Source organism: Collinsella intestinalis, from assembly GCF_902364775.2.
In the GTDB taxonomy this organism is placed as follows: Bacteria; Actinomycetota; Coriobacteriia; order Coriobacteriales; family Coriobacteriaceae; genus Collinsella.
In genome coordinates this window covers 90,584-111,200 of the sequence record NZ_CABJEU020000001.1, presented here as the reverse complement: position 1 = coordinate 111,200, position 20,617 = coordinate 90,584, and the positions used below count along the sequence as shown (strand labels likewise).

The window sequence follows — 20,617 nt, the reverse complement described above, 5'->3', positions numbered from 1 at the left end:
TATCGAGGCAGCCTCGCGTCCGTCAGGTGCCATGGGCGGATAAGCCATGCCGGTTTACGCCCAATACGGGATATAGCGCCGGTATTTATCTCCGGCATCCTCGTCTTCGTCCTTGATGAGCCCCTCGTCGCAGCACTCCTTGATCAGACGCGAGATCGCAACGGTATCCTTGCGCGAGTCGCTCAACCCAAAACGCTCACGAAGCGATTGATTGCCCATCGAATCATCGCGCGCATACATGAGGCACGCGTGCCAATACACGGCCTCCCTGCGCTCAGCTTTCTTCATGCGCGAATAGGAGTCGCCAGAATACAACGTCACGCTCGTCCCAAGACCCTCGTCGCTCTCCACCTTGGGGGCGGCCATATGGAATGCCTCGCACGACGCAACCACGATATCCCAGCCACTGCCCTGCTCCTCACACAGGTGCATCTGGCGCAGCAAGCCCGCGAGCGCCGAGTTCCTGCTCTTCAACCAGCAGTGCGCCGAGATTCAAAATGGAATATCGACCATTATCTTGCTTGCGAATGAGATCCTGCTCCTCGAGAAACGGCAAGGCGTCCTCAAGGGCCGTCGGCCTGCGAAGTCCGAGCAGACCGAAATACGCATCGATGTCCAGTTTCGACGGCAGCTCGTCGAACTCCACGTCTCGCTCCGCAACCTTTAGCTCAAAATCCCCCGCCTGCAGGTGCTCCCACAAGCGAGCTTCTTTTGCCGATCCGGGCTGCAGTCGGACCGCGTTACTCCCCTCGCGTATAAACGGGGTCTTGTCAAAACAGACGGGCTGACCCACTGCGGCATCGACCTCAAGAACGACAAACCTCAGGCCATTGCGTTCTATGCAGCGAAACTCGTAGCTGGCGCGCAGCGACAGAAAGAGGCGAAGCCAAATTTGCAGATCTTGATTGCCCTTTCACTTTGCATGGTAAGGGTCGAATTGTATGCCGACGAGCGCATGGGCGTCATCCTCAGCACCCCAGATCTTATAGGCGCGCGGACGGCCCAGATACGCCGCGAGGTTCGCCAGCGCGGAAATATCCCGGCCGATTCTCTCGGGGTCGCTGTTGCGCTCCTTGAATTCAATTCACTCAGTCTCGTTTGGATAACCAATAAGCGAGTAGATAAGTTCCATATCATCCGCTTCGCCCACATCGACCCCCGTTCAGACGATTTGATAACTAGAAGGCAACTAAGAGGCAACTAAAAACGTTACACCAGAATCACAAAACCGCAGGTAGATAACACGGCAGTTTTGCCGCCCACCGCGATTTGTGATTCTGGCGCAACTAAAACTCCCAACGAAGGAGCGATATCAATGAGGTCTGAACCCGACTGGACCAAAAATCAAGCGGCCTCGCCGCAGGAGCAACCAGTGTCCCGAGTGAAACGGATGACCCTTACAGCTCGCAAGCCGCCTTGTAACCGGCCTCGATGGCGTCGCGTAGGTTGCCGCACTGCTTTGAATCACCCAGCACGTGGCAGGCAAAACCCGCCTCGGCCAGTGCGTCGGCGAGCGCGGTGTTGGGACGGTAGCCCAACGCGAGCACCAGGGTGTCGGCGCCCTCGATCACGTGCTCCTCGCCGTCCTTCTCGTAGGAGATGGTGTCCTCGGTCACGCCCGTGAGCTTGGCCTCGGTGAGCACATGGACGCCCTTGTCCAGGATGTGGGTCACGAGCACCGCGCGACCGGCACCGCCCTCGTTGGCGGCGAGCGTCTTGGTCATCTCGATGAGGGTAACGTCGCGGTTGGACGGTGCAAGGTCATTGACCAGCGGGGCCAGGTAGTCGGCCGTCTCGCAGCCCACGGAGCCGCCGCCCACGATGACGATCTTCTTGCCCGGGAACGCGCGGCCGGCCAGCAGGTCGTCGGCGGTCATGACCTGCTTAAAGCCCGTCATAAAGCCGGGGACGATGGGCTCGGCACCATAGGCCAGGACAACCTCGTAGCCCGCGAAGTCGCGCTGGATGTCCTCGGCCGTGAGCTCGACGCCCGTGCGCACGTCCACGCCCGCCTCGGCCAGACGGCTGAACTGGTACTTGATCACGCGGGTAAGCTCCTGCTTCGCCGGCGGGACCGCCGCGATGCGCAGCTGGCCGCCGGGCTGGTCCTGCTTATCCACGAGCACCACGTGGTGACCGCGGCGCGCGGCGATGTAGGCGGCCTCCATGCCGGTGGGGCCGGCGCCAACGACCAGCACGTCCTTCTTCTCAGCGGCCGGCTCGAAGCCCGCCTCGTCGTGCTCGACGTCCGGGTTGACCGTGCAGGAGATGGGCTTGCCGAACATGATGCCGTTCAGGCAGCGCAGACAGCCGATGCAGGGGCGGACCTCCTCGGCGCGGCCCGCGGCGGCCTTGTTGCAGAACTCGGCGTCGCACAGATTGGCGCGGCCCATCATGCAGATGTCGGCGGCGCCGTCCTCGATGAGCTCCTCGGCGATCCAGGCCTCGTTGATACGGCCCACGGTGGCCACGGGGATTTTCACATGCTTCTTGATCTCGCGCGAGAGGGCGGCGTGGCTGGCCTGCTTGGTGCCCGCGGCGGGGATGGCCGAACCGCGCTTGATGGTGGTACCGCCGGAAACATGGATCATGTCGACGCCGGCCTTCTCCAGGCGGCGGGACACGTATATCATGTCGTTGAGCGTGAGGCCGCCATCGGTGTACTCGTCACCGGAGATGCGCACGTCGATGATGAAGTCCCTGCCGCAGCGCTCGCGGACCTCGGCGATGACCTCCAGCAGGAAGCGCATGCGTGCGTCCAGGCTGCCGCCGTACTCGTCGGTGCGCTTGTTGTACTGAGGCGAGAGGAAGCCGCCGAGCATACCGTGGGCGTGCGCCGCGTGGACCTCGACGCCGTCGACGCCGGCTTTCTGCATGCGCTCGGCCGCATCGCCGAACTGGCGGGTGAGTTCGTGGATCTCGTCGATGGTGATGGGACGCGGCGCCTCGCGGGCATAGGACGGGCCCACGAAGGACGGGGCGATGAGGCGCGGCGTGCCGGGCACGTTGAACGCCATGTAGGCGGGGTGGAACAGCTGCGGCATGATCTTGGCGCCGTACTGGTGGACGGCGGCGGCCAGCTTCTCCCAGCCGGGGATGAAGGTGTCGTCATAGCAGCACATGTCGCCGGGCAGGTAGGTATAGGTGGGCTCCACGGTCACGACCTCGGTAATGATGAGGCCCACGCCGCCCTTGGCACGCGCCGTGTAATGGTCGACGAGCGCGTCGGTCACATAGCCGTGATCGGCAAGGTTGGTGGACACGGGCGGCATGAACACGCGGTTCTTGACCTCCTGCGTGCCGACCTTGATGGGGCTGAACAGCATTGGGTAAGCCTGGGATTCCATGAATCTCCCCCTCTTTCGCAAAGAGAAAACAACAAATGTGCGTTTACTGCCGCAAATACTGTAGCGCAAAAGAGGGAGGACGTAGACGGTCCTCCCTCCCGGATGGCTGGGCTTGCACGGCCGAGGCGGCCTGATTTGCGGTTCTGGCGCAACTAAAGAAGTGCGGCATTACTGCGACAAGGGTGCGACATTACTGCGAAATAGGTGCGAAATAGGTGCGAAATAGGTGCGAAGCCTATCGCATAGAATAGTACTGCCCCGGATCGTTGACAGCCGAGCCGTGCCACTCGAGCGGACCGGAAGGACCCGAAATTCCTTTGAGAACGTTCCCGGCCGTGCGGCGAGTGCGCCCGATGTGGTCGGCGAGCTCCCTGGCGGTCACTTTGCCATTCGTAAACGCGAGCCGAACCGCGGCCAACTCGTATTCGTCGAGGGAAGCCAGTCTCTCAGCTGAAAGCTTGTCCTCGAGCGCTTCGCTCCTCCTGACGGTCCGCGCCACGATGTTGTTCTCAAGCGTCAGCTGAACCCTCGTCCCGCCGGGCTCCGTGTATACCGGGTCGTTGAGCAGGGAGTCCTGCATCTCGGTATAGATGCGCTTGACGCCCTCGTTCAACTCTCGAACCCATCCGAATTCGACCAACGTGCGCGCGATGCGCGGGTTGCGCGAGTAGCGGGTGGTCCTCATGTTGTCGAGCGTCACGATGTTCGGGAGCGCCCCCGGGCTGACGATCTCAAGGCGGTCATCAAACATCGAGACCCGGATGTAATCGCCCCGGAACGAGTAGTCGCGATGGGTCACCGCGTTGACGAGCCCCTCAAACCAGGCAAACTCCGGATATTCGGGCACAGTTTGGAATTTCCCGTCGGGCCCCAGGAACTGGAACTCGCGGAGCATGCTCGAGATGAGCTCGTAGGCGCCCTGGATGACCTTGGGCAGCGGCCCGCAGAAGCTTCGTTCCTTCGTGATGTTGAGATGCTCGCCCGTCTCCATCTTGATGCCGTCGTAGCGCAGGACACGGACCCGGGCCTGCGGCATCATCACGGAGGGGTCCTGCGCGAAGAGCAGCGCGCCGGCCACGGTTAGCCTTCCATCGCGCATGAAGCGGCGGCTCCTGAGGACCTGCTCGTCGGGGGCATCGGTTCCCAATATTTCCTTGTACCGGTCAAGCACCTCATGGTCCACGTCGTCCAGAGAGGAATCCTCGATGACCTCGTCCTCGAAGACCCTCTGCCCCTTGTCGTATTCCAGGGCGAGGACCTGTTCACGATTGAGCCTCACGCTCCTATCGTTCTGCCGCAAGAACACCTCGTCATCGCTCGTGCGAGACACGACGCGATTGGTAGACGCCTCGATATCTAGAACTAGGATCGCATCGTCTTCACCAGAGGAATTAACAACAGCGACGCGGCTCCTGTGAACTATTGGACTCGGAGAACACGTTGTCAGCGCAGCGCGCTCAAAATTCTCAATGTCTCGCGCACCGTTTCGCCTGAAGCCCGATATCTCACCATCATCTTCGATTCCAATAACCAACTTGCCGCCACCCGCATTGGCAAATGCGCTGATGTGTTTGGCTATCTCCTTGTCGTCCTTTCGGGCGCTCTTACGGTCAAAGTATTGGCTCTCGGCAAGCACGGAAAAAAGGCTTGGGTCGTTAGCTGCTATCGGCTGCTGCATCGGAATCCCCCATCACCGTTCCAACTAGACTACCTCATACCAATCAAAATACTTTGGATATGAAAAAACCCGGAAGCTTTCAACTTCCGGGTTGCAGTTTCTTGGTCGCGGGGGCAGGATTTGAACCTACGACCTCCGGGTTATGAGCCCGGCGAGCTACCAGACTGCTCCACCCCGCAATGTCTGGACGCACCGTGTGCGCAAGGAGTTATATTACGCAGGCACCCATGCATCTGCAAGGCCGGCGGCGCCTCTCCACAATTCCATCACGCAAACTACTCGACGCACAACCTGCATCGCCGGGCTCATAACCCGGAGGTCGTAGGTTCAGCTCACCCAAAGCCACCAGGCACGCCCGAAGCTGCCATAATACTAAGGTCAATACATTCGCATTGCGCCGACGCTAGGAGACCCATGGCGAACACGTCTCTCACCACGCACGACACGCCCCAGCACGAGTTTTACGCGAGCTGCCCCGAGGGCTTCGAAACCGCACTCGCAGACGAGCTCCGTGGCATGGGGCTGCGCCAGGTCCGCCCGCTCAAGGGCCGCGTGGCGTTTGTCGGCTCCCCCGCCGACGCCGAGCGCGCATGTCTGTGGTCCCGCCTTGCCAGCCGCATCTTTGTGGTGCTCGGCCGCTTCGCCTGCACCGACGCCGAAGACCTGTACGAAGCAACTCGCTCCATAGCCTGGGAACGTATCCTGCGCGCAGGCGCCACTATCGCCGTAACCGCGCGCGGCACCAATGACGAGCTGCGCAATTCCCACTTTGCCGCGCTCCGCGTAAAGGACGCGCTATGCGACCGCATGCTCGAGGTCGAGGGCCGTCGCCCCAACGTCGACACGGACGACCCCGACGCGCGCATCTCCCTCACCCTGCGTGGCAACCGCGCGAGCATCCAGCTCGATCTCTCCGGCGACCCGCTGTTCAAGCGCCTTCCGCGCGAGGCCACGCGAACGCACGCCGCACACGTCCTGCGCCCCGACTACGCGGCGCTCACCTGCGCCCAGGGCAATTGGCAAGAGATCTGCTCGGCCGCACTCACTAATACTAAAGACGCGATGCGCGATGGGGATACCGCCGCGTCGGCCGACGGCAGCGTTCCGGCCAACGGCAGCGCTCTGGCCGGCTCCACCGTCGAGCGCCCCACCCCCACGCTCCCCGTCCTGATCGACGCCTGCTGCGCGGGCGGCGGCGTGGTACTCGAGGCGGCCTCGATCCTGGCCGACCGCGCGCCCGGCCTCGAGCGCCGGAACTGGGGCTTCCAGAGCTGGTCTGAGCACGACGCTGCCACATGGCGCGAACTCATCAACGAGGCCGATCGCCGCGCCGAACTCGCAAAAGGCCGCGTCGCCCGCATCGTCGCCACCGACCCGTCCGGGGACGCCGTCGCCTGCGCGCGCCGCATCCTCAAAGCCGCCGGCCTCGCCGACCGCGTGATCTTTGCCCAACCCGACCTCGACAAGATCTCCCGCAAGCTCATGATGCCCGCATGCTGCGGCGGAGAGCCGCGCGGCTTCGTCTTCCTCGACACCACCGAGACCGCCATTTCCAAGATGTCCCGCGTGCTCGACCTCGCCACGAGCCTGCACGCCGGCGCCTGTGGGGCCGACCCCGTCCGCGCCATGCTGAGCATCATGCCCACCGTGGCCCTCACCCGCGATGACCTGCTCATCCGCACCCTCGGCGAGCCCGCGCGCTCCCTGCGCGTCATGCCGAACAATGAAGAAGCCGAGCTCGCCGTCTTTTCGGCCGCGAACGGCGCAATCACCGCCGGAGAGGGCAACGTGGCCGCCGAGGACTCCGCTCCCGCGGAAGACGCCGTCGAATCCGACGTCGCCCCCTCCCCCGCCACCACCCTCATCGACCTGGGCGACGGCAAGCCCTGCCCCGTCCTCATCCCCGAGTCCGAGCAGTTTGCCCGTCGCCTGCGCAAGGTCGCCAAGCTGCGCCGCAAGTGGGCGCAGCGCGAAGGCGTGACCTGCTACCGCGTCTACGACGCGGACCTGCCCGACTACTCCGCGGCCATCGACCTGTACGAGGGCAGCGCCGCCACCCCGGGCCGCTGGCTCGTCATCGCCGAATACGCCGCACCTCGCGAGGTCGATCCCGCCCTGGCCGAGGCGCGCCTGCTCGACATCCTCACACTCGCCCCACGCATCCTGCAGGTCGACCCCGACAACGTCTTTGCCAAGGCGCGCATCCGCTCGCGTGGCGGCTCTCAGTACGGCAAGCAGGCCGGCGGCTCCAACCCCGGCAAGGGAGGCAAGCCCCGCGGCGGACGCGGCGGCTCGGCATCCAACCGCCCCGGCCAGGGCGCGGGCTCGGGCACCCCGAGCGATATCCGCACCCACAGGCTCCCCCTCATCGAGGAGGGCGGCCTCACCTTCGCCGTCAACTTCAACGATTACCTGGACACCGGCATCTTCCTCGACCACCGCATCACCCGCGGCCTCGTGCGCGAGCACGCCCGCGGCAAGCGCTTCTTCCTCAACCTGTTCGCCTACACCGGCACCGCGACCTGCTATGCGGCCGATGCCGGCGTGGAGGAGACCGTCACCGTCGACCTCTCCAACACCTACCTGGACTGGGCCGAGCGCAACATGGAGCAAAACGGCTTTGTCGGCCCCGACCATCACTACGTGCGCGCCGACGTCATGAGCTGGATCCGCGACATGAGGCAGACCCGCAACCGCTGGGACCTGATTTTCTGCGACCCGCCCACCTTCTCCAACTCCAGCAAGATGGGACACCGTACCTGGGACGTCCAGCGCGACCACGTCGAGCTGCTCGTCGGTTTGTCGCGCCTGCTCTCCCGCGAGGGCGAGGCGATCTTCTCGTGCAACCTGCGCACGTTCCGCCCCGATATCGAGGAGCTTGCGCGCGCCGGCGTGGTCCTCACCGACATCACGGACGAGACCATCCCCGAGGACTTTGCCCGCAACAAGAAGATCCACCATTGCTACTTGGTCAAGCGCTACACGTCCGAGGAGGCCATGCGCCGAATCGGCATGAGCGAGGATGCGATTCGCGAGCGCACGCGCGAGTTGCGCGAGGTCTCCGCGCGAAAACCTGCCGACACAAAGCGTTTTCGCAGGTAGAGGCATATAGCATACGCCCTGCGTACAGCCTATAATGGCTGGAACGTTAGATGGCATGCATATGCCTCTCGGCGCGCTGGGGGAAGGCCGGCGCCGGGTCATCTTCGCCAAGGAGCAATACCGCAATGGCACACTCAACTGAATCATCCGAGCACGGGCACGGTTCTGCCGCGATCCCGGTAAGCATCGGCGCGATGCTCGTCACCCTGGGCGTCGTGTACGGCGACATCGGCACGTCGCCCATGTACGTCACCAAGGCGCTGCTTGCGGGCCAGGGCGGCATCATGACCGTGACCGAGGAGTTCATCCTCGGCGCGCTCTCGCTCGTCATCTGGACGGTCACGTTGCTGACCACCGTCAAGTACGTGCTCGTCTCCCTCAAGGCCGACAACCACGGCGAGGGCGGCATCTTCGCGCTCTACAGCATCGTGCGCAAATACGGCAAATGGCTGATCGTGCCCGCCATGCTCGGCGGCGCCGCGCTTCTGGCCGACGGCATCCTCACCCCTGCGGTGACCATCACCACGGCCATCGAGGGCCTGCGCACCATCCCCGCCGTGCACGACATCATGGGCGACAACCAGATGAACGTCGTGGTCATCACGCTCATCATCGTGTGCCTGCTGTTCGCGGTGCAGCGCGTGGGCACTTCCAAGATCGGCCATGCCTTCGGCCCGGTCATGACGTTTTGGTTCCTGTTCCTCGGCGGCGCGGGTCTCATCTACGTGCTCGGCAACCCTGTTGTCCTACTCGCGTTCAACCCGCTGCGCGGCATCAGCTTCCTGCTGTCTCCCAACAACCATGCCGGCATCATGATCTTGGGTAGCTGCTTCCTCGCCACCACCGGTGCCGAGGCCCTCTACTCCGACATGGGCCACGTCGGCCGCGGCAACATCTACGCCACTTGGCCCTTCGTCAAAATCTGCCTCATCCTGTCCTACCTCGGCCAGGGCGCTTGGCTGCTCGCCAACGCCGGCAACCCCGAGCTCGCCCTCATCGAGGACCTCAACCCGTTCTTCCAGATGCTGCCCGAGATGGTCCGTCCGTTCGGCGTCATCCTCTCCACCTGCGCCGCGATCATCGCAAGCCAGGCGCTCGTGACCGGCGCGTTCTCGCTCGTGTCCGAGGCCAGCCGCCTCGACCTCATGCCCCACATGCAGATCTTCTACCCCGCCGAGACCAAGGGCCAGCTCTACATCCCCATGGTCAACAACGTCATGTGGGTCGGCTGCGTTGTCGTCGTGCTGCTGTTCCAGAGCTCCGCTCACATGGAGGCCGCCTACGGCCTAGCCATCACCATCACGATGATCTGCACCTCCGTGCTGCTCTTCTTCTACCTGCACGGCGTGCGCAAGATGAAGGTCTTCCCCTGGGCCTTCGTCATCTTCTTCGTCGCGCTTGAGGGCTTCTTCTTTGTGTCCTCCCTCACCAAGTTCTTCCATGGCGGCTACTTCACCATCCTGATGGCCGCGCTCATCATGGGCATCATGGTCAGCTGGTACAACGGCAGCCGTGTCGAGCGCCGCCAGTACACGATGCTCCCCGTGCGCAAGTACATCGACCAGCTCGATCGCCTGCGCAACGACTCGCACTACGAGACGCTCTGCGACAACCTGGTCTACCTCACCAACAGCACGTCGACCGACATGCTCGACCGCGACATCCTGTACTCGATCTTCGATAAGCACCCCAAGCGCGCCCGCGCCTACTGGTTCCTGAACGTCGAGGTCACCGATGAGCCGCACACCTTCGAGTACTCCGTCGAGAACTACGGCACCGACTTTGTGTACCGCGTGCACCTCTACCTGGGCTACAAGGTCAACCAGCGCGTGAACGCCTACCTACGCCAGATCGTTTCCGACCTGTCCGCGTCCGGCGAGCTGCCGCCGCAGGTGCACGATTACTCCGTGTACGACAAGCCCGGCGTGATCGGCTCCTTCCGCTTCTGCCTGATCCGCAAGACGCTTGCGCCCGAGTCCGACGTCGAGCAGCGTGAGCGCCACGCCATCGCGATGAAGTACGCGATCCGCCGCTTCGCCGGTTCTCCGGTGCAGTGGTTCGGCCTGGAGAACTCCAGCGTGTTCTACGAGTACGTGCCGCTGTTCACCAAGTTCAAGCCGGTCGACCGCATCGCGCGCGTCGCCGTGGAGGAGCGCTGCTAACGAGCGCCTCCGTTATCGCGCTGAATGCCAAATGGGCCCATCCAATCGGATGGGCCCATTTTGTTTGCACATGCAGATGTCACGCACACCGCCGCCCTTAAGCATCGGTTACGCTTCTTGGCCCATTCTATGGAAACGACGGATACCTGCAGCTTATCGACTAAATCTCGACAATCCGTGGGTAGTATGTTCCCTTGTCGCCTTCCGCGCGTAGCACATGTTTATCAAGGCCGGGTAAGCGCTGTCCAGGATTTGGGTACGCAGCCCGCTTCAACATCCGTTGAGCGAAGAAGAGGTTGTCGTATGTTCACTGCCATCGTATCCATCGCGGGGCTTGTCGCCTCCGCCTACTTGGGCCGTCGGGAGCTCGCCCGTCGCAAGGAATCGGGTGATCGCTCCGGCATGGGCTGGGGCATCACGTTCTGCATCATGCAGGCCATTGCCGTCGCTCTGGGCTTTCTCGGCATGGCGCCCGACGACATCCTCTCCCCCATCATCCTGAACGCCGTGCTCACTGCCTGCGCTTGGGCCTCTTTCGCACGCGACATCACCTGGGCGCATATCGAATCCTACATGCGTTTCGGCGACGAACTTGCCGCCCGCACCTTCCGACCCGACTGCGGCGCATGCGGCAAGTACGATGCGTGTGCGCATCGCATCACCCGCGACGAGGACCTCTCCCGCATCGGTCGCCTGGGCCGCAAGCTGCGCGGCCGCGCGCGCGAGCTCCGCATCGCGCTGCACCGCCCCACCGCGGTCTGCGTGATGCTGCTCTTGCTCGCCGGCCTGTTCGCCCTGCTCGGGCTCGAGATCCCCTCCAACCATGACCTCACCTGGTGCTACCCGCTGTGCATCCTGCTTGAGTGGGCGCTCATCACCGCCGTCATGGTCGGCCTGTTCTATCTGTTCCAGCGTCGCGGCGGCGCCCCGGCGTTCACCGCCTTCCTGTGCTGGGGCATCGGCATGGCGCAGTTCTTCGTCATCACGTTCAAGTCCATGCCCATCCAGCCCGCCGACCTCTCCGCCCTGGGCACCGCTGCCGCAGTGAGCGGCGGCTTCACTTACATCTTTAGCGCGTTCGGCCTGTACGGCATGGCCTTCCTGGCCATCTCCATGCTGCTGTGCTCGCTCGCCGGCGTCTTCCGCCCCGAGCCCGCCAAGCGCAACCGCCGCCTCTTCCTCACCAACCTGCTGATCGGCGCCCTGTGCCTCGTTGGCGTTGGCGCCCACGTCACGCTCATCGACTACTACAACACCCTCAACATCACCGTGTACACCTGGCGCCCGCTCGAGAGCTACTACCGCCAGGGCTTCATCCCCACGTTCATCTCCTCAGCGCAGACCATCAAGCCGCCCGTACCCGAGGACTACGACATGGCCAAGGCCGAGAAGCTCGAGAAGAAGCTCGCCGGCGAGTACGACGAGACCACCGGCAAGACCTGGCAGCGCACCGATGCCGAGACCCAATTCGCCGAGGAAAAGCCCACGGTCATCGCCATCATGAACGAGACGTTCTCGGACCTCTCCATCTACCAGAACATGCATGCCGGCTATAACGGCCCGCAGTTCTTCAAGAACCTCCCCGACGCCCTCTCGCGCGGCACCCTCTACGTGAGCGCGTACGGCGGCGGCACCTGCAACACCGAGTTCGAGTTCCTCACCGGCAACTCCATGTCCTACCTGGGGTCGGGCGTGTACCCCTACACGATCTACGACCTGCTCGACACCAAGAATCTCGCCGAGCAGTTCAAGGACCTGGGCTACACCACCACGGCCATGCACCCCAACCACGGCACCAACTGGAACCGCGAGAACGTCTACTCCGCCTTCGGCTTCGATCGCTTCATGACGATCAGCGACTTCCAAAATGCCGAGAAGCTCCGCGGCATGGTTTCCGACGCCGCCACCTACGACAAGATCCTCGAGATGCTTGAGTCCGATTCCGCGCCTCAGTTCATCTTCGACGTGACCATGCAGAACCACTCCGGCTATGACACCGGCCTGCTCCCGCCCGACAAGCTGAACAACTACCTGATCGACGGCGCGGTAAACAACGAGGTCAACGAGTATCTGTCGCTCATTGAGGAATCCGACCGCGCGCTCAAGGAGTTCGTTGGCAAGCTGCGCAAGCTCGACCGCCCCGTCGTGCTCGTGTTCTTTGGCGACCACCAGCCGTTCTTCCCCGACAAGTACAACAACCGCTGGTTCACCAATGAGGACAAGGCCGAGCACAACATGCGCCTGTGGACCACCGACTACCTCATCTGGGCGAACTACGATGTTGCGGGCAACGACCAGGACAGCCATGTGGACAACCTCTCCACCAACTACCTGGGCACCGAGATGATGAACATCATCGGCGCGCCGCTCAACGACTACCAGAAGGCCCAGCTCACCCTGCGCAGCGCGCTGCCCGCCATCAACACCACCGGCTACCTTGACGCCACCGGCACCATCTACCTGACCAGCGTCAAGGAGGATGAGAACGGCGGGGATGCGCAGACTTCGCTGCAAAAGGCGCTGCAGGCGCGCTCCGAGTACGCCACGATTCAGTACTACGAGCTCTTCGGCGACGGCAAGGATGTGTACACCAAGCTCCGCCAGAGCGCCGCGAACGAGACCGACCCGAACCTCGCGCCCGGTACGACGCAAATCAAGTAACCCGGGCGGAAGGTCGAAAGGCAAGCGCTCGACCCGCTTCTGCATATCATGTCGTCAAAACCCCTGCATGTGATCAAAACATGCAGGGGTTTTGCATACGATTGCCGTCACCGTTTTTCACTTGAGGGACTTTTGGTAATTACTTTCCGACCTTGCCCGGTAGACAGCCCCAACGCCAAAACAAATCCGCAGGTCGGGCTCCCAACTTCTCACCCGCTGCTTCTTGGATTCGATTTCTAATTACCAAAAGTCCCATTCATGAACTTTCCGACGCACCGTACCCCCGCGAAGCGATCAACCAAACCTCAGCCGATGCGCAATCCGATCGAGCACGGCAACGGGCACCTCGGCATGACCCTCCAGATACTCCCGGACCGTTCCGTAGCGCTCGTGCAGATGCTCAAGCGTCAACTCCATCTCAGCGGGAATCGCCTCGAACAGACAACGAGGAGCTCGACGGCACAAAAGTGCCGAAACAGCCACGCGCTGAGCGCGCAACCCCCGCCCGAGATACCGCTGCGTAGCAGCATAGTCCGCAACGATGTCCTCATCCGAGACCCCGGCGAGCCCCAGCAGCAACATCGCCACAACGCCCGTCCGGTCTTTGCCCGCCCGACAATGAAACAGCGTGCAGCCATCCTGCCCAAAGGCGTCAATCGACTCCATCACGCGTCGGATGCTCGAAGCGTGATTGTCAAGTAACCCCTTGTACACCGTCGACATGCGATCCGGCAGTGCGTCGCGAAACTTTCCCGAATTGAGCTGGTCGAGCATCTGAACATGCACGTACGTCACACCGTCTCGGCCGCAGGCATAAGGATCGGGCCAATGACCAACCTCAAAATCGCTGCGCAAATCGACAACACACTTCAGACCCTCTCCGTACTCCCGCAGATATTCATAGTCTCCAGGCGTCAATTTGCGAAGAGACGGACCGCGAAGAAAGATGCCATATGCTGTTTCCCCTTGCGAGCCGTCCTCCGCCCTATACGCATACCCGCCCAAATCGCGCACGTTCCTCACGCGGGCAAGCGGAAGCTGCTGGGGGCCGGCGGAATGAACTGCGGCATCGCGCCGCTCAGTTGCAATTACCATATGCGCCAATCCACCTTGCGAATCGAGGCTCTCATACACTGGATATTGCCATACGGTTTGTACACTACATCGTATCGCTCGGTGTTCGCCACTTGTTTACGCAACGCTTACGGCATCCCGCTCCGCTTCGGGATGCCCGAATAGCCAAAACAAAGGGGCGGATGCCTTTGCACCTGCCCCGCTCTCTCAAGTTGCAGATAGTCCCCAAACTGAAGCCGTTTGGCGTTGGGGACAGTCCCCGAATTGAAGCCGTTTGGCATTGCGCACCCTTACAGGTCGCGCGCTTTGTACACCCGCAAAGAGACCAGCGCGCTCACGACATAGCACGCCACGCCAAAAATCAAAGCTCCCACGGCAAACGACGTCAGGCCCTCAGGCGTTTCCGCGAACGAAAGCGCCTGCTGCATGGCCATAATGGCATCCTCGCCCATAAAGCCGACCACCATGAACGGCGCAACTCCCAAGAACATCATGATGAAGGGCAGCCATTGCGTCGCCTTGGTCTGACCGAATTTGAAGAACACCGGCATGGATACCGATGCAATCACAAACCCCATGGCACTGCAGAACGCAAGGGTGAACACCCCTGTCTGAATCATATCCGCATCGAGGCACACCGCGTTGGCGACCAGCTCGGGAAGCAGTGAAGCCTCGCCCATCCAGGACAGCAGGCACACCACTACGGCAACGAGCAGCGACACGGCCAGCGCAACCGCCACCACGAACAAGTAGCGACCCAGCACCACGTCCCTGCGTGACACAGGCATGGTCAACCTAAACGCAGCCCAATCGTTTTGCTCGTCATAATGACTCGCGCTATTTGACAGGCTGAACATCCCCATCATGAAAATGATGCCCGGCAACGCGGAAGTGCTGCCCTTGCCTGCCGTGAAACACACCGCCATGAACAGGATGGTGAGCGCCAGCTGCCTGAGATATTGCCCGAACACCGCGAGCTCCATCTTGAGCATGCGCATCATCGCGCATCACCGCCTCCCTGGGCGCGGGCACGCGGATGCAGAACCGCGCCCTTGAGGACGAGCGCCATGTAGTCGTCGATCGACACGCGGTCGCATGGGATCTGCGGGAACGCGCGCATGAACTCAAAACGATCGGGAACAAGCACGTCCACACCGTAGTCGTGGTGCAAGACGCGCACTTGCGAAGGAGCCTGGTCGCTCGCCAGCACCTGCTCGACCTCCGTCGCACGGCACCTCGCCACTCCCATGAGATCGCAGATTTCGTCCTTGTCGCAGGCAAACACGATGCGCCCGTCATCGATGCACACCACCGTGTCGGCGATCTTGTCGAGGTCACTCGTAATATGGCTGCTCATCAGAATCGCATGCTGCGGGTTTCCCGCGGCATCCTCCACCGCCACAAACTCGCGCAGCATGTCGAGCACCTCATCGCGCGCCATAGGGTCGAACCCGGCGGTTGCCTCGTCCAAGATGAGCACCTGCGGGTCGTGCGCCAGGGCGCAGGCCAGGCTCAACTTCATGCCCATACCGCGAGACAGCTCTTTGATCGCCTTCTTCGGATCGAGTTTGAACCGATGAAGACACCCTTCGAACACGCGCGCATCCCAATTCCGATACGCGCGCTCCATAAGCTTTCCGACCTCGGCGATCTTGATGTGCGGCGGCATCGAAACGGTGTCGAACACCACGCCGATGCGCTCCTTCACCGCGGTGTCGGCTCCGGACAGCCCGCGCGCGTCGACGCCCAAGATCCGGGCATCTCCCGCATCGATGCCGATGATGCCGAGCAGAGCCTTGATGGTTGTTGATTTACCCGCACCGTTCTGTCCGATAAAGCCCACGATTTGCCCCGGTTCCACCGTGAGGGATACACCCTGCAGCGTGAAGCCGTCGTAATGCTTGGTGATGTTGCGAGCCTCGATAAGAGGTACGCTCACCCGTGATGATGTCATTGCTAGTCGTCACTCTCCAAAAGGGTCCTCATCATCTCAATGAGCTCCTCATCGCCCAAATCGAGCGCCCTACCAGCTTCGATGGCCTGAAGCATGCGCTCTTCAATCTCGCGCAGGCGTTCCTCGCGCAGCATCTCGGCGTTGGCGTCGGCGACGAAACTTCCCTTGCCCTGCACCGTCTCGATAAAGCCTTGCGCCTCCAAGTCCGCGTAGGCGCGCTTGGTGGTGATGGCGCTCACGCGCAGGCTGTTCGCAAGCGCGCGAATCGAGGGGAGCTGCTCGCCCGCCGACAGGTCGCCAGCCATGATCTGACTCTTGACCTGTCGGACGATCTGCTCGTAAATGGGCTGGTTGCTCGAATTCGAAATGATGATTTCCACGAATCACTATCCCTTTCCCGTTTGCGCCTTGGGCGTCCCCGCGGCGCCAAGGTCGCCCCAGACGTCATGGCGCGACCAGACCGAGCATACTGTGTATACTCGATAGGTACAGTATATACACACTTATACACAGTGCAAGATATTTCAGGCCTCAATGAGAGAGGGCGGCAAGACACCCGTCTTGCCGCCCTCCCAGGCAACGCCGTGCGCAACCCGCACTGCTATGTGTAATTTGCACCCGTCCCCAATTGCACACTAAGACAGACGCAAGCCAACCTCCTTGGCGGCGGCGGGCTTATCGAAGTTGCCGTTCGTCGCGGCAGTGAGAGCACCCATCACGCGACCCATGTCCTTCTTGGACGTGGCACCCAGCTCGGCGATCGTCTTCTCGACCAGCGCCACGAGCTCATCGCCGGAAACCTGCTGCGGAAGCAGGCTCTCGAGCACCGCCACCTGCTCGCGCAGATTCTCGGTACGCTCGGCGTTGTTGCCGGCCTTCTCGGACATCTCGAGCGTCTCGCTCGTCTGCTTGAGCGTGCGCTTGATCTGGGCGGTCACCTCTTCCTCGGTGATCTCGTGCGCGCCGCCGCGGGAGGCGGCGTTCTTCAGCTCACCCAGCACCAGGCGCGCAACGCCCAGGCGGACCTTGTCCTTTGCCTTCATGGCGGCGACCATCTCGGCATGCAGCTCTTCGTACGTCATGGGATGCCTCCTCGCATCCGCCTACTTGGCGGAATCGTCCTTCTTCTCAGATGCCTTCTTCATGTCCACGTTGTAGGGCACGTTCTCGGGCATGGGGTTGATCTTGATCTCGGCCTTCTCGGTGTAGTCGGTCAGCCACTCGCCATAGGCCGTGGCCACCGCCTGGGACTCGAGCATGTCGGAAACATATGTGCGAATGCCCTCGGGCACCTCGTCGAGAGAGGTCACGGTCTGGACCTCGAACAGCTCCGTGCACTTGATGATGTGGTAGCCATAGGTGGTCTTCACCAGCCCGCTGACCTGGTCGACGCCGAGCTTGGAAAGGGCGTCCTGATACTCGGGCACAAACGTGGTGAGCTTGTCCCAACCCACATCGCCACCCTTGTCGGCGGAAGAATCCTCAGAGTACTTCTTTGCGGCCTTGGCGAACTCAAGCTCGCCCGCGTTGATCTGGTCGAGCACCTTCTGGGCCTCGGCCTCGACCTTTGCGCGCTCCTCATCGGTAGCGTCCTCGGCGAGCTTGAACAGGATGTGCGAGGAACGGCGGGCGCCGTTGTAGGTGGAGAGGTTCTCGTTGAGGTAGGTAACGACCTCCTCGTCCGAGGGCTTCTCGGCGGGCGCGACCTCGTCCTTGAGCTTCTGCTGGGCCAAGGAGCTCTTGATGTTCTCCAGGTACGTATCCTTGGTAAAACCAACCTGCTCGATCATCTCGACGAAGGCCTTCTCGTCGCCGCCGTAGTTCTTCACGGCGTCCTTCCAGGCTTTGTCGAGGTCCTCCTGGGAGACGGTGATCCCGTACTCCTTCTCGGCCTCGACCAGCAGGTACTGGCGGGCGATACCGTCGATGACGTTCTCGCGATATGACTCGGGCGTAAGGCCCTGGCTCGCGAGATAGGCGGCCCAATCGGCGTCCTTGTCGTAGGAGCCCTTGCGCAGGCTCATGATCTGGTTGGTAACGGTGTCCTCCTTGATGTTGACGCCGTTCACCGTGGCGGCCACACCGCCGGTGAGCTCGTAGGGCTCTTCCTTGTTGACCTCGTTGAGCACGCCGGAGCACGCCATGGCGGTCACAGACAGGAGCATGGCGAGGATGCCGATGACCACGAGCACGATCTTGGCGGTTTTAGAGAGCTTCTCCTTGCGCGCCTCCTTCACCTGGCGCTTTGTGGGAGCCGCCTCGGACTCGGGCTTCTCGCGCTTGATTTTGGCGCTCTTCCTATTCACTGCCATAACGAGGGCCTTCCTTCACTTGTGACGGGCCGCGCGGAGCGGCTCTTGTACACGCATATCGTTGTATTGTCTCACACCGCATCGCCAGGCGCCTCTGCATCGAGTCGGTTTTTGGCATATGAGTGCCGTTCGAACACGCCTGTTTCATGCGAGGACGCCGAGGCCATGAACGAACCATGGCCCCGGCGTCCATCATCGATTGCCTCGACAAGAAGCGCCCGCGCACCCCAAGGGCACGCGGGCGACCTCTCGCTAGACGATGCTACTTGCCGGAGCGGCGGCGCAGCGAAACGAGCTGCAAGGCGCAATGCGAAACGCATTGTGCTCGGCCCGCTACGCGAGCGAACGCACCTCGACCGTGAGGTTCTCGCGCACATGCACACGCCCGTCGGCCAGCATCTGCATGACCTCCGGATACAGTACGTGCTCGATGGCGTGGATGTGCTCCTCGAGCGTGTCCACATCCCAATCCTCCTCGACCACGAGGGCGCGCTGGGCGATGATCGGCCCCATGTCGTACACCGCGTTGGCGATATGCACGGTCACGCCGGTCACCTTGACGCCGCGGTCGAACGCATCCTGGATGCCATGGGCACCTTGGAAGCTCGGCAGCAGCGCGGGATGGATATTGATCACGCGATTGGGGAACGTGGCGAGCAGCGGAGCATGAACCATGCGCATGTAACCGGCCATAACCACATACTCGCAGCCTGCCGCAAGCAGCTCATGGGCAATGACCTCATCCGCCTGGATCGGATCGGCGTAGATCTCCTTGGACAACGTGAGCGTCTGGATGCCCGCCGCCTCGGCGCGCTTAAGGCCAAAGGCAGAGGGACGGCTACCCACAACGAGCTTGATCTCGGCATTGAGCGTACCGGCGTCGATGGCGTCGATGAGCGCCTGCAGGTTGGTGCCGGAACCAGAGAGCAACACGCCGATGGGCAGCGGTGCGCGGTCCTCGCGAGCAAGGGCTGCGCGGACGTCCTGCAGCTCGTTGATATCGGGCATGCCGGAAACACGGGCAGCCGCCGCGACCTCTGCCACGGCGGCGTCCAGGGACTGCTCGTCCTTACTGCTCATCGGTGTACTTCACCTCGCCGGAGCCCGCGATGCAGGTGCCCACGCGGAACGGCTTCTCGCCCATGGCGACGAGGGCCTCGGTCACGGCGGACTCGTCCTCGGCGGAAACGATCAGCATCAGGCCGACACCCATGTTGAAGGTCTTGCAGGCCTCGTTGGGCGTGAGCTCGGCATTCTCGGACACATAGGTAATGACGGCGGGAACATCCCAACCCATCTTGGAGCCATCGCGCTCCACAAGTGCGTCGACATTCGCGGGCAGGGCGCGGTTGAGATTCTCGGTGATGCCGCCACCGGTGATGTGGGCAATGGCGTGAACGTGCTTGCCAGCCTCGCCGCGGAGCAGCTCGAGGATGGGCTTCACGTAGATGCGGGTCGGGGCAAGCAGGCCGTCGGCCAGGGACAGACCAGGCGTGAGCTCGATGGACTCGAGCTCGGCCTTCTTGGCCTCGGCCTCGGGGGTGCCTGGAACGATGCCGTCGACACCGATGACCTTGCGGACCAGCGAGTAGCCGTTGGAGTGGACGCCGGTGGAAGGCAGACCGATGATGACGTCGCCCTCACGCACGTTGGCGGGGTCGATCATCTTGGGGCGATCGACAACACCCACGGTGAAGCCGGCCAGATCGTAGTCGTCCGGACGCATGACGCCGGGATGCTCGGCCATCTCGCCGCCCACGAGCGCACAGCCCGCGAGCTTGCAGCCGTCGGCCACGCCCTTGACGATCTTGGCCATGTGCTCGGCCTCGATATGGCCGATGGCAACGTAATCGAGGAAGAACAGCGGCTCGGCGCCGGAGGCGAGGATGTCGTTCACGCACATGGCAACGAGATCCTGGCCGACCGTCTCGTGGCGGTCGAGAATCTGAGCGAGCACGAGCTTGGTGCCCACGCCGTCAGTTCCGGAGATGAGGATCGGGTCCTCCATGTCTTTGAGCGCGGCGGCGGAGAACAGGCCACCGAAGCCACCGATGCCGCCGATGACCTCGGGGCGGTTGGTCTCCTTGACCATCTGCTTGATCGCGTCGACCGCGCGGCCACCCTCGGCGGTATCGACGCCGGCGTCCTCGTACGTTACGTGCTTGCTCTCGGCCATGTGAGGTTCCTTTCGACCCAGGGAATTCCTAGTACAGCATGATAGCAGGGCCAACGTCTCATTTGGGGGCAGGTACAAATTGAGACGCCGGCGCAGCGCCGCCCCGCCACCCCGGCACGAAAAACGCCCCCGGCGCCGAAGCGCCGAGGGC

At 62.4% G+C, this 20,617-nt stretch carries 15 protein-coding genes, 1 tRNA gene and 1 pseudogene; 3 read left to right on the top strand and 14 right to left on the bottom strand.

The window, feature by feature from the left end; translation table 11 throughout:
* Positions 1 to 54: 54 nt before the first annotated feature.
* The 6 genes and pseudogenes from FY258_RS00470 to FY258_RS00445 form a co-directional block, all read right to left on the bottom strand.
* Positions 55 to 366 (bottom strand): hypothetical protein, encoded by a 312-nt coding sequence (locus tag FY258_RS00470; protein ID WP_259324377.1) that lies wholly within the window; start codon positions 364 to 366, stop codon positions 55 to 57.
* A gap of 12 nt (positions 367 to 378) precedes the next feature.
* Positions 379 to 432 (bottom strand): annotated as a pseudogene (locus tag FY258_RS00465) (hypothetical protein); the annotation flags it as partial.
* A complete protein-coding gene (locus FY258_RS00460) occupies positions 419 to 646 on the bottom strand; it encodes a hypothetical protein (protein WP_147350702.1) in 228 nt (75 codons plus the stop codon). The pseudogene FY258_RS00465 and the gene FY258_RS00460, both read right to left, overlap by 14 nt.
* Before the next feature lie 751 nt (positions 647 to 1,397).
* Positions 1,398 to 3,347, bottom strand: coding sequence for an NAD(P)/FAD-dependent oxidoreductase (locus FY258_RS00455; RefSeq protein WP_118102369.1), 1,950 nt, complete (start codon positions 3,345 to 3,347; stop codon positions 1,398 to 1,400).
* 235 nt (positions 3,348 to 3,582) lie between these two features.
* A complete protein-coding gene (locus FY258_RS00450; protein WP_118102368.1) occupies positions 3,583 to 5,025 on the bottom strand; it encodes an ATP-binding protein in 1,443 nt (480 codons plus the stop codon).
* A 102-nt stretch (positions 5,026 to 5,127) separates the two neighbouring features.
* A tRNA-Met gene (locus tag FY258_RS00445) sits at positions 5,128 to 5,204 on the bottom strand.
* 235 nt (positions 5,205 to 5,439) lie between these two features.
* Here FY258_RS00445 and FY258_RS00440 point away from each other — a divergent pair.
* The 3 genes from FY258_RS00440 to FY258_RS00430 all read left to right on the top strand — a co-directional run bounded on the left by FY258_RS00440 (position 5,440) and on the right by FY258_RS00430 (position 12,950).
* On the top strand, positions 5,440 to 8,127 hold the full coding sequence (locus FY258_RS00440; RefSeq protein WP_220396003.1) for a THUMP domain-containing protein: 2,688 nt from the start codon (positions 5,440 to 5,442) through the stop codon (positions 8,125 to 8,127).
* Between the two features lie 125 nt (positions 8,128 to 8,252).
* On the top strand, positions 8,253 to 10,289 hold the full coding sequence (locus FY258_RS00435; protein ID WP_259324376.1) for a KUP/HAK/KT family potassium transporter: 2,037 nt from the start codon (positions 8,253 to 8,255) through the stop codon (positions 10,287 to 10,289).
* Positions 10,290 to 10,592: 303 nt separating this feature from the next.
* Entirely contained in the window at positions 10,593 to 12,950 is a 2,358-nt protein-coding gene (locus tag FY258_RS00430; RefSeq protein ID WP_118102367.1) for an LTA synthase family protein, read from the top strand.
* A gap of 294 nt (positions 12,951 to 13,244) precedes the next feature.
* On the opposite strand, the gene FY258_RS00425 is transcribed toward FY258_RS00430, so the two are convergent.
* The 8 genes from FY258_RS00425 to purM form a co-directional block, all read right to left on the bottom strand.
* On the bottom strand, positions 13,245 to 14,045 hold the full coding sequence (locus FY258_RS00425; RefSeq protein WP_118102366.1) for a tyrosine-protein phosphatase: 801 nt from the start codon (positions 14,043 to 14,045) through the stop codon (positions 13,245 to 13,247).
* Positions 14,046 to 14,314: 269 nt separating this feature from the next.
* The gene (locus FY258_RS00420) at positions 14,315 to 15,025 is read right to left on the bottom strand and encodes an ABC-2 transporter permease (protein ID WP_118102365.1); all 711 of its coding nucleotides are present in this window, start codon (positions 15,023 to 15,025) and stop codon (positions 14,315 to 14,317) included.
* Positions 15,022 to 15,963, bottom strand: a complete 942-nt coding sequence (locus tag FY258_RS00415) for an ABC transporter ATP-binding protein (protein ID WP_259324375.1) — start codon at positions 15,961 to 15,963, stop codon at positions 15,022 to 15,024. The genes FY258_RS00420 and FY258_RS00415 overlap by 4 nt, the downstream gene beginning before the upstream one ends.
* Positions 15,964 to 15,980: 17 nt before the next feature.
* Complete coding sequence (locus FY258_RS00410; RefSeq protein ID WP_118102363.1) at positions 15,981 to 16,358, bottom strand: GntR family transcriptional regulator; 378 nt, start codon at positions 16,356 to 16,358, stop codon at positions 15,981 to 15,983.
* Between the two features lie 255 nt (positions 16,359 to 16,613).
* The gene (locus FY258_RS00405) at positions 16,614 to 17,060 is read right to left on the bottom strand and encodes a GatB/YqeY domain-containing protein (RefSeq protein WP_118102362.1); all 447 of its coding nucleotides are present in this window, start codon (positions 17,058 to 17,060) and stop codon (positions 16,614 to 16,616) included.
* A 21-nt stretch (positions 17,061 to 17,081) separates the two neighbouring features.
* Positions 17,082 to 18,290, bottom strand: coding sequence for a peptidylprolyl isomerase (locus FY258_RS00400; RefSeq protein ID WP_118102361.1), 1,209 nt, complete (start codon positions 18,288 to 18,290; stop codon positions 17,082 to 17,084).
* 333 nt (positions 18,291 to 18,623) lie between these two features.
* Complete coding sequence (gene purN, locus FY258_RS00395; RefSeq protein ID WP_118102360.1) at positions 18,624 to 19,370, bottom strand: phosphoribosylglycinamide formyltransferase; 747 nt, start codon at positions 19,368 to 19,370, stop codon at positions 18,624 to 18,626.
* A complete protein-coding gene (purM, locus tag FY258_RS00390; RefSeq protein ID WP_118102359.1) occupies positions 19,360 to 20,466 on the bottom strand; it encodes a phosphoribosylformylglycinamidine cyclo-ligase in 1,107 nt (368 codons plus the stop codon). Before purM ends, purN begins: the two co-directional genes overlap by 11 nt.
* Positions 20,467 to 20,617 lie beyond the last annotated feature (151 nt).

Coding starts and splice junctions, on each gene's coding strand:
- FY258_RS00470 (WP_259324377.1), bottom strand. CDS start 366: ATGGCCGCCCCCAAGGTGGAGAGCGACGAGGGTCTTGGGACGAGCGTG.
- FY258_RS00455 (WP_118102369.1), bottom strand. CDS start 3,347: ATGGAATCCCAGGCTTACCCAATGCTGTTCAGCCCCATCAAGGTCGGC.
- FY258_RS00450 (WP_118102368.1), bottom strand. CDS start 5,025: ATGCAGCAGCCGATAGCAGCTAACGACCCAAGCCTTTTTTCCGTGCTT.
- FY258_RS00440 (WP_220396003.1), top strand. CDS start 5,440: ATGGCGAACACGTCTCTCACCACGCACGACACGCCCCAGCACGAGTTT.
- FY258_RS00435 (WP_259324376.1), top strand. CDS start 8,253: ATGGCACACTCAACTGAATCATCCGAGCACGGGCACGGTTCTGCCGCG.
- FY258_RS00430 (WP_118102367.1), top strand. CDS start 10,593: ATGTTCACTGCCATCGTATCCATCGCGGGGCTTGTCGCCTCCGCCTAC.
- FY258_RS00425 (WP_118102366.1), bottom strand. CDS start 14,045: ATGGTAATTGCAACTGAGCGGCGCGATGCCGCAGTTCATTCCGCCGGC.
- FY258_RS00420 (WP_118102365.1), bottom strand. CDS start 15,025: ATGATGCGCATGCTCAAGATGGAGCTCGCGGTGTTCGGGCAATATCTC.
- FY258_RS00405 (WP_118102362.1), bottom strand. CDS start 17,060: ATGACGTACGAAGAGCTGCATGCCGAGATGGTCGCCGCCATGAAGGCA.
- FY258_RS00400 (WP_118102361.1), bottom strand. CDS start 18,290: ATGGCAGTGAATAGGAAGAGCGCCAAAATCAAGCGCGAGAAGCCCGAG.
- purN (WP_118102360.1), bottom strand. CDS start 19,370: ATGAGCAGTAAGGACGAGCAGTCCCTGGACGCCGCCGTGGCAGAGGTC.
- purM (WP_118102359.1), bottom strand. CDS start 20,466: ATGGCCGAGAGCAAGCACGTAACGTACGAGGACGCCGGCGTCGATACC.